The organism is Thalassotalea fusca, assembly GCF_053485835.1.
Map to the genome: position 1 here is coordinate 63,951 of NZ_JBQRUN010000016.1, position 9,568 is coordinate 73,518.

Below are 9,568 nucleotides of genomic sequence, written 5' to 3' on the forward strand. Positions count from 1 at the left end.
ATTACTCCTTGTTATTTTTCTCTTTGATTTTTTGCTTCCTGCATACTAAATGCAGCATGTTTTACTATTTATGAGTGATAAAACTCATTTCCAAATATAAGTTCATACTATAATCCACACCCTAATAAAAATAGTTTTTTATCGAAAACGATTCTGTTTATTTTACCTATTCTTTATCTCTGCCAAATACATCCCTTCGGCCATCATTGATGTTGAAGTTATTTCACCTTCAGGTGTTAAAACATTATCAGGTTTATAATCCCCGTTTTCATGCATCTCCCATTCTGCAATTAATAGTTTCTCATCAAAATAATCTAAATTTAAATTAAGCCAATTTATTAACTGCTGGAAATTATCGGCTGTTTTGCTCCCTTGATGTTCTTTAAGGTGCGTTTCAAGGTCGATAGGATAATGTTTCTTTTGGGCAAATATTATTGCTTTTCTAGCTGTAGCTAATAATTGTTGCCCTACAAACTTAAATGAAAAATCTAGCAAGTCGTGACGCAAGCCATATTTAATTCTTATTTTTTTAGTGTGGGCCCAATAGCGGTCGTCTATTCTAGTTAACCTTTTCAAATAAGAGTTCAGGATTTTATGCTCAACAAATGCGACAGTTTCTTCTTTTAATTCCTCAAAGGTTTTTAACTTTATATTTGTGCTTTTAGCAGCCTCAATAGCACCTGATTGAAAACCACTTTTAGATATTATAAATCCGCGATCAACACCTAAGTCGTCAGCAATCGTTCTTAAAGCTAAAACTTTTTCTTTAGGTACTTTAGTATTCCAACATTTCGCCTCAATGATCCAGGTTATGTCATCACCCAAAAACTTAGTTTTAACTACAACATCAATATCATGAGGAGTTCTCACTCCTTGCATCGTTACGTTGGTTTCTGCATCAGCACCAATTGATAAAAAGTGTTCCTTTATTTCTTCTTGAAACTTGTACCATTCTGGTTGTTTGTTGTTTTCCTCAGCCATTACATCCCACCATAAAACGTATTAACAAAGCCTTTTAGCTTTTCAGCTAACCTCGGTATTACTTTCTTGCGTTGTAATACACTAGGTGGCTTTTCCATGGTGGCTACTATGTCTTCACGCAGTGGTTCTTGGTTGCTGAATATCATGCGCTCAACAAGATCTTTTACGTTTTCAGGTATTAAATGTTCTTCGTCAGCCATTGCTTGGGTAGCTTTTTCTTTTTCAACTTCCCAGTAGGCGGCAAAGGCATCGTCAACTTCTTCGGCTGATTGCACATCGGGCAGGTTTTCTTGAATGAATTTATCAATCAGTTCTTGCTTACTACGCAGTTCAGGATCACCACCAATGGTTTGCATTAGTGCTTTATACTGCTGCTGGTACTCTTCATCAGAGTCAGATTGTTTAAGCTTGCTCAGTAGCTTTAAGATGTAAGCAACATTCACTTCGTCCATCGCTAGCAGCTCAAGTTCAAAGTCTATTTCTTCTAATATCGACTCTTTTTCAGGGGCGGTATTGGTTTTAACTTTGTCGTATAAATCTAAGTACTTACTTTTATAGTCTTCATATTCTTGTTCTTGAATACTAACATCATCAAACTTAAAATCAGCGAAGGTAGAAAGCACATTGCGTAAACGCATTAACTCCCTGAATGCCTTGATAAATTCAAGTTCAGCGTTTTCATCTTCAAGGCTATCAACACTTGCCGTGTCAGGTGCGATGGTTTGCATTTGGTCTAACGCTTGGTTAAACATCTTAATGAATTCTTCATACGGCGGCATGATCACCGTATCTTTTGCATCCTTATTTGAAAACAGCGCTAAGGCATCGTCTGTGCGCTTTTTCAAGTTACGGAAGCTAATGATATTACCTTGCGACTTTTGCTCGTTTAAAATGCGATTGGTGCGTGAATACGCTTGTATTAACCCGTGATATTTAAGGTTCTTATCAACATACAGAGTATTTAAGGTTTTACTATCAAACCCTGTTAAAAACATATTTACCACAAGCAAAATATCAACTTTTCGCTCACGCACTTTTTTAGAAATATCGTTGTAGTAGTTGTAGTAAGACTCGCTATCTTTAGTGGTATAGCTACTGCCAAACATTTTATTATAGTCACCAATAAACTCTTCAAGTCTGTCTCGGCTATGGCTGGCTATACCTTCATACTGGGCTTGAGGCTCTGCAACTTTATCTAATACAACTTCGTCTAAACCATCAGCATCTGGGTCTTCTTCGTTAGAGGCATACGAGAAAATAGTGGCTATTTTAAGGTTATGTTTACCTTCCGTTTTTTTCTGTGAAAATAACTCGTAATACTTAATTAATGCAGGCACGCTTGAAACACAAAACATGCCAGTAAAGGCTTTGCTATGAGTTTTACGATTATGCTGAGCAATAATGTAATCGGTTATTTTTTCTAACCGAACGTCAGATTCCATTAGCTCTTTGGTGTCGATACCTTCAACGTCAATATCAACTTCATTGGCGCTGTCTTTTTTCTTATAACGTCCTACATATTCAACATTAAACTTAAGTACGTTTTCGTCTTTAATCGCATCAACAATAGTGTATTTGTGTAATGGTTTGTGGAATAAGTCACTGGTGGTGTATTTGCGAGAAAACTTAGACACCGCATTTTCTGCAAAAATAGGTGTACCAGTAAAACCAAACATTTGATGATTCGTAAAAAACTGACTAATGCGTTGATGAGTATCACCAAACTGACTGCGATGACATTCATCAAAAATAAATACCACGTTTTTGTCTTTTACAGGTTCCATTCGGCTTGAATAACGTTTATTGCTAATCGCGTTATTAAGCTTTTGAATGGTGGTTACAATCAGCTTTTCATTACGGCGAGTATTAACTTTACCGCCTTTGGCTTTAGTTGATGACTGTTGCTCACCGTCTTTCTCAAGGTAATACACATCTTTACCGGTGAACTGGTCAACTAACACTTTGGTTTTGTCAGTTCCGTCTACACAGCCTTTAATGAAGCTATTAAATTCTTTTGCGGTTTGATAATCCAAATCTTTACGGTCAACCACAAACACCACTTTGTGAATGGCGCTATCACCCGTAAGTAACTGGGCGGTTTTAAATGAGGTAAGGGTTTTGCCAGAGCCAGTGGTATGCCAAATATAGCCATTTTGTTTTTCAATTGATTGGTTGCTAGCTTTTAAGGCTTCACGTTCAGCTACTCGGTCAATAATCGCTTCGGTGGCATAGATTTGATAAGGACGCATTACCATTAATATGCGGTCTGTTTCATTCAGTACCACGTATTTAGTGATCATATCGGTTAAATGAATAGGCGTTAAAAACACCTTAGCGAATTGGCTTAACTCAGTATAACGGTCGTTATTTTCTTTTGCCCAAAAGAAGGTTTGTTTAAAGCTTTGCTTGCGGTTATTGGCGTAGTATTTGGTATTTACACCATTGGAAATAACAAACACCTGCACATACTGGAATAAACCATCTTCAGCCCAGTAAGAATGGCGCTGATAACGATTAATTTGATTAAACGCTTCTTTAAGCTCTAAGCCTCGGCGCTTTAATTCTATTTGCACTAGCGGTAAACCGTTAACCAAAATGGTTACGTCATAGCGGTTTTTATAACGACCCTCTACGGTAACTTGTTGGGTAACTTGAAAGTGGTTTTTGCTAACATCGTTATCAATAAAACGGATATAACCTGCGGTGCCATCGTCTTTATTTATTTGGAGCTTATCACGCAGTATTTTCGCTTTATCAAATACATTACCTTTAACTAAAGCATTACGAATTTGTTTAAGCTCATTGTCACTTATATCAAAGCCATTAAGCTTTGAAAGTTGCTTTTTCAAGTTAGCTCTAAGTGAGTCAATATCGGTGATATGGACCTTTTCAAACTGCTGCCTGCCATCAACTTTTTTAGCAAGCTGAGCAACTAAGTTGTCTTCTAATTCTTGTTCTGACTGATAGGCCACTTTAACTCCTTGTAATTATTCCCTTAAACGAACATTTGCTGCAACAAACCTTTTTTAAAGGTGTGCGTTAATTCGATTTGTTCATTTACTGCATCCAACTTATTATCAAGAGTATCCAGAAAATCAGCTATTTTTTCTTGCTCTTTGACCGAAGGTAATTCCCACTTAAGTTTTAAGAATTCAGACTTACTTAATACCCTGTTTCGACCAGCACCACCAGGGGAAATCAAATCCAACATATGTTTAAAACGCTTCAATTGAATAATGTGCTTGAAATATCGATGTGTTGCATCATTCTTCTTGAAGGTATATGTTGGGAAACGGTGAGATACAAGACCTCCGTCATCTTCAGCTTTGGCAATAGCAATAGCCCCTTCCCAAGCAAATGTAATATTTACAACTAAGTCATTTGGTCTTACAACAAATAATTTATCCATCGCAATTGCTTCAGGATCAGAGTCTGCTTTTTGAAAAGTACCTTTCATGTGGCTTCTAATCCCTAATGCTAAATACTTATCCTTCGGTTTTACTATTTCTCTAACCTCTGGAGTTAGCACTTGTCCCATTGCTTTCTCTTGCCAGTCAGGAAAGGCATTACCATTTTCATCTTTAAAACGGATGTCTTGCTTAAACAGTTTTTGCATCACACCTTTTTTGTATTGAGTGAGCAAAATATGCTTTTCTTTAAGAAGGCTAATTTTTGTATCTACTGAAGAAAGAAAGTCTGCTATTTTGTTTTGTTCTTCTCTATCGGTTGTTGATAAGGGATAGTCAAAAAGATCTTTAACAGCTATGTTGGATTGATTAGCATTACCACGCTGAATTGAAGTTATAAAATCAATATACCTAGGGCTATTTAAATGACGAAAAATAAAGTTGCTCACAGCACCTTCTTCAAATTCTAATTTCAAAAGGTTTTGGTTTAGTAAATGTCCTTCACTTTTGTTCACAAATATAGCTCTACCTACCGCAGACTCTTTTAAGTGTGGCCTAGAGCCAACAGTTGTAATGATAATCTCACCAACATTGATCTCGTATTTCTCATACTTCTCCGCTTCTTTTTGATCAATAAATCTTTTTTCGTTATTACGCTTTATTGAATCGGAAGCTAGATCTGATACTCGTATGATTCTTGCGCCAGAAGTCCTGTAATCTACAGATTTAAATGCAAAACCTTTTTGATAATCACATACATCTTTCAGCTTTACTTTTTTCCAATCACCATTGTAATTTGGGAACCGTAATTTAGGAGTTAACATTGTTCTCATTGGTTACTTCCTGTTGGTGACGAAATCTCTAACTCATTACAAAAATTGTTTATATCTTTATCAATGCTAGTTATACGGTTTTCAGTTCTATTGATTTTTTCAGTAATAAAAGAAATATCAATTTCAGCTTCTTCTTCATATGTATCTACATATCTTGAAATATTAAGATTAAAATCATTTTCAGATTCAACTTCATCTATGGGTGCTATATACGAGTATTTATCTTTAAAACCTCGCTTTAAAACAGCATCAATAATTCTTTCTAAATCTTCATCTCGCAAATAATTTTGTGTTGTTGCTTTTCCGAAGTGTTGGCTAGCATCAATAAACAAAATATTGTCTTTATCTTGTCGGTTTTTTTTAAGAATTAAGATACAGGTAGGAATAGCTGTACCGTAAAAAATATTTGTTGGTAAACCTATAACAGCATCTAAGTAGTTTTTATCTTTTATTAAATGCTTACGAATGTGGCCTTCTGTCCCAGCCCGAAATAACACGCCGTGAGGCAATACTACCGCCATAGTGCCGTTTTCATCTAACTGATGGATCATGTGCTGGACAAAGGCGAAGTCAGCTTTACTCTTTGGAGCTAGTTTACCGTAATCTTGAAAACGTTCATCTGTTAAAAAGCCCGCTGAGGCACTCCAGCCTGCTGAAAATGGTGGGTTCGCCACTACCGCTTCAAAGCGTTTTTCAACATGGTGCGGCTGTTCTAAGGTATCGTCTTGCTGAATATCAAAATTACGGTAATGCACACCATGTAAAATCATATTCATACGAGCTAGGTTGTACGTACTTGGGTTAGATTCTTGACCAAAGTAGCCACCAACCTCGCCGCCTTTGCGTTTAATTTCTTTTGATACTTTTAAAAGTAGTGAGCCTGAACCACAAGTTGGGTCGTAAACACTTTTAAGCTTATCTTTACCCTGAGTAACTAGTTTGGCAAGTAAGGTTGAAACCATAGGTGGGGTATAGAATTCACCGGCTTTTTTACCTGCACCTGAGGCAAACTGACCAATGAGGTATTCGTAGGCGTCACCTAGTACATCAATGTCAGTTTCATGATGAAGAAAATCAATATCATCAAGGTGAGTTAGTACTTTTGAAATAAGCTCGTTTTTAGCGTTTTCGGTTTTACCTAGTTTGTTTGAGGTTAAGTCTAGGTCATCAAACAAACCGTTAAAGTCATCTTCTGCGGCTGTACCCATCGTGCTTTGTTCAATATGGTTAAGCACTTCAGATAAGTCTTCTAAAATAAACTCACCGTTTTCACCTTTTTGCGCCAATACATGAAATAGCTCGTTAGGCTTTAAGAAGTAACCTAAATGGTCGATTGTTTCTTCTTTAATCGCTTCTAAGTATTCTTTGCCTTCGTCTGTGTTTTCATCAATAGCGTCAAACTTAATACCATCTTCTTTTAACAGCTCATCAGCATACAAATCCATACGTTCAGATAAATACTTGTAGAAGATAAACCCTAAAATATAATCACGAAACTCATCGGCACTCATGTTGCCACGTAAGGTATTGGCAATGTTCCAGAGTTGTTTTTCTAATGCTTTTTTGTGTTGTTCAACCATGTTGGTTAACTTCCTTTTTAAATTCTTTAATGAGTGTTTAGCTATGCTGATAGCCAGGTGCAATTGCGAGATTTTCTGCACCGTATAATGTTTGAATGTTGTTCAAATAGAGCTGGTATTCTGGCCCTGAAAGTGAGCCACTTTCAGAACAATCCACGTTCCAACGTCTTAATAAATATCCTGCCATTGCGGCACGCACGTTTACTTCTAACATGCCTTTCTCCATACCAAAATCGAGCTTTATGGCGGTTGGATGCTTAACGTTATTTGGGTGCGGAATAATTTGTAATGGCACCATACGCATCCATTGATGATCTTCTAACTTATCTTCTTCAGGGGATGGTGTCTGTGCTTGAATTGTAACTTTGGTAATACGAGTTAACACAAAGTCTCTAAATGACTTTGATTTGCGATCATACGCTCTTATATGCCAACGTAAGCCGTTATCTACGATTGAATGAGGCACTAACTCTCTTGCACCTGAACCGCTACTTAAAGACGTATATATAACGCTAATAGGCTTATGGTTGATAATTGCTTGAGATAGCTTAGCTATAATATCAATATCAGGCACGTTTAACGGCCTTGGTGATTCAATAGGGAATGAAGTATCCCCAATAGAATCAAAACCATCGCTAATGTTGTTCGCTAACTTAATAAGCGTGCGGCGAGCATCATGTTTAAATATGGGATTGAATTGCGTTGTGATGAAGTATTTTTTTTCTACATTATCATACGCCATATTCTCAGGTGCATTGTCTTTGTAGAACTTTAAATCTCTTGTTGCTGCGGCAAGACCTAATTCGAAATGACTGACTATTTCACTGCGAGTTACCATTCCAGTAAAATAAAGTTTAAAATCGATATAAGCTAGGCGCTGCTTCTGTGCAAAACTAAATTCGTCCATTAGATAAATCTGATTCTATTGACATTTTCTATTCGAGTTGAAATAGTATGTCTCATTATGAGTTAGACAGCAAATAGATTTTATGCTTTAGTGTTGATACAGATCATCACTACTTAAAAGCTCAAATTTATGTCTCATCAAAACGCTAAAACTTCTGTAGAAAAACATACTAATTTAACTGAACTAGAGCTTTTAAAGGTTAAGCATCTTGATATTTATCAGGAGTTGATGAACCAATTTAAATTTGATGATCGGGTGTGCCAAGAATGGCTAACTCAGCCCAAGCGCCCGTTGCAAGGTAAGTCACCATTTGAACAGCTAACAATTAATGCTGATGAAGTGATGGATATGCTAGTTCGCATGAGAACGGGTGACTTTTCATGAAGGGTAAGAGCAAGTGAATATTCTCTTTTTATGCACTAGTAATATACAACGAAGCAAAACAGCTGAAGAGTTGTTTCGTGCTGCCAATAACAACCATCAGTACAAATCCGCTGGTCTTAGCGAAAAATATGTAAAGAAAGCTAACTCGACACTTTGCACAATAGAATTACTAATATGGGCTGATCAAATTTACGTATTTGAACAGCAACATATTGAACGTATTCAAAAGCATACTGGCGAAGCTTTCTTGCCGAAAATAATCAATCTACACATTCCTGATGATTATCAATATTTTCAGAGGGAACTTGTTTTATTGATACTAGAACGTTGCACACTGGAAGTGATATGAAGATTAAAATTGCACCTTCACGCTCTAACTTGTACTAAGCCTATTATAAAATAACAGTGAGATACAATGAAAATTAATCAGCCTTTATCCCAAGAAGATGTGAATAATGCTATCAGAGAATGGACTAAAAATGACAGTAGCTCCCCTAGTTTACTTATCTCTCAAGATGATGGCTCTTATCACCTTGGGTACTACGCTGGCATGGGTAACTCAGACAGTACGCCAATTGAGAAGTTTGAACCACTATTTAAAAAAACAATTAATCAACTTTACCAATCTGGTGAACTTAAAGCTTCAGGAAAAGAATTTACTCAGTATCCCGGTAGCGATTTTTTTAAGAAATTAGAATTTGTTGAATAACTCTAATCTGAGCTAATTCCTAACTCAATCTCTTTAGCGCATGGTTATTTAGCTTTTGATAGAGCTGGCCTACATAATTCTCTAAAATTGCAAACATAGATAGACCACCTAATGGTGGTCTATCTCCTTAAATAAGGTTGAGCTTTCTCCTATCTGGCAATGGCATCAACTCGATCATTAATGTTAAAAGTTCTTTATTTTTTCGCTGTTCTAATGCTTCAAACTCTTTTTTGTAATCCCTAACCGTTTCTATTAACTGATCTTTATTTTGATTAGGTAAACCATTTTTTTTCAGCTTTGCCTCTTTTTTATTATTCAGCTCTTCGTTTTTATCTTCGAAATATTTATTAATTCCGACTTTGAAAGTTTCATTATCAAAAATAGTTGAAGAATCAGATTCTAAGTTGCGTGCAATATGGCTCATAAAAATTTGCCAGTTCTTTTTAGCTGTAAAATCTTCTTTCTTTGAGTGTCGCTTTATGTATTTGGACTTTTCTTCGAATTGTTTATTTATTTCAATAAATGCTCTTTTTGAAATATTTTCATCACTTACCCAAGCTGGAAATTTAGATTTACTTTTTTGCTTATCTTCCTCTTGCATAACTAGCTGATTTAAAATGTCCATTAAGCCACCTCCTTTTGTAGTGGCATAGTTAATTTGGCCACCTGATTAGAGGTGTTAATATACACCTTATGAACTTACAGGTGAAACAATGACTAAAAGAACCAGACGTACATTTAGCGCAGAATTCAAACTAGAAGCTGCC

9 protein-coding genes are annotated in these 9,568 nt (G+C 36.2%); 3 read left to right on the forward strand and 6 right to left on the reverse strand.

Annotated elements, in window-relative coordinates; all coding sequences use genetic code 11:
- Window positions 1-162: 162 nt before the first annotated feature.
- The 5 genes from ACSLUK_RS16380 to ACSLUK_RS16400 are packed head-to-tail and all read right to left on the reverse strand — an operon-like array spanning window position 163 to window position 7,708.
- Window positions 163-981: a restriction endonuclease gene (locus ACSLUK_RS16380; protein WP_448549762.1), complete on the reverse strand. Its 819-nt coding sequence runs from the start codon at window positions 979-981 to the stop codon at window positions 163-165.
- On the reverse strand, window positions 981-3,953 hold the full coding sequence (locus ACSLUK_RS16385; RefSeq protein ID WP_448549763.1) for a type I restriction endonuclease subunit R: 2,973 nt from the start codon (window positions 3,951-3,953) through the stop codon (window positions 981-983). Before ACSLUK_RS16385 ends, ACSLUK_RS16380 begins: the two co-directional genes overlap by 1 nt.
- 23 nt (window positions 3,954-3,976) lie before the next feature.
- The gene (locus ACSLUK_RS16390; RefSeq protein ID WP_448549764.1) at window positions 3,977-5,221 is read right to left on the reverse strand and encodes a restriction endonuclease subunit S; all 1,245 of its coding nucleotides are present in this window, start codon (window positions 5,219-5,221) and stop codon (window positions 3,977-3,979) included.
- The gene (locus ACSLUK_RS16395) at window positions 5,218-6,801 is read right to left on the reverse strand and encodes a type I restriction-modification system subunit M (RefSeq protein ID WP_448549765.1); all 1,584 of its coding nucleotides are present in this window, start codon (window positions 6,799-6,801) and stop codon (window positions 5,218-5,220) included. Before ACSLUK_RS16395 ends, ACSLUK_RS16390 begins: the two co-directional genes overlap by 4 nt.
- Window positions 6,802-6,838: 37 nt before the next feature.
- The gene (locus tag ACSLUK_RS16400) at window positions 6,839-7,708 is read right to left on the reverse strand and encodes a WYL domain-containing protein (RefSeq protein WP_448549766.1); all 870 of its coding nucleotides are present in this window, start codon (window positions 7,706-7,708) and stop codon (window positions 6,839-6,841) included.
- Between the two features lie 129 nt (window positions 7,709-7,837).
- Here ACSLUK_RS16400 and ACSLUK_RS16405 point away from each other — a divergent pair, with 129 nt between their 5' ends.
- From ACSLUK_RS16405 to ACSLUK_RS16415, 3 genes are all read left to right on the forward strand, one after another.
- A complete protein-coding gene (locus ACSLUK_RS16405; RefSeq protein ID WP_448549768.1) occupies window positions 7,838-8,092 on the forward strand; it encodes an antitoxin Xre/MbcA/ParS toxin-binding domain-containing protein in 255 nt (84 codons plus the stop codon).
- Window positions 8,093-8,105: 13 nt separating this feature from the next.
- Window positions 8,106-8,441 carry an arsenate reductase/protein-tyrosine-phosphatase family protein gene (locus ACSLUK_RS16410; RefSeq protein WP_448549769.1) on the forward strand — a complete coding sequence of 112 codons (336 nt, stop codon included), beginning with the start codon at window positions 8,106-8,108 and terminating at the stop codon, window positions 8,439-8,441.
- A 66-nt stretch (window positions 8,442-8,507) separates the two neighbouring features.
- Window positions 8,508-8,801 carry a hypothetical protein gene (locus ACSLUK_RS16415; RefSeq protein WP_448549770.1) on the forward strand — a complete coding sequence of 98 codons (294 nt, stop codon included), beginning with the start codon at window positions 8,508-8,510 and terminating at the stop codon, window positions 8,799-8,801.
- A gap of 127 nt (window positions 8,802-8,928) precedes the next feature.
- Here the strand turns inward: ACSLUK_RS16415 and ACSLUK_RS16420 are convergent, their stop codons facing one another.
- A complete protein-coding gene (locus ACSLUK_RS16420) occupies window positions 8,929-9,426 on the reverse strand; it encodes a hypothetical protein (RefSeq protein WP_448549771.1) in 498 nt (165 codons plus the stop codon).
- Window positions 9,427-9,568 lie beyond the last annotated feature (142 nt).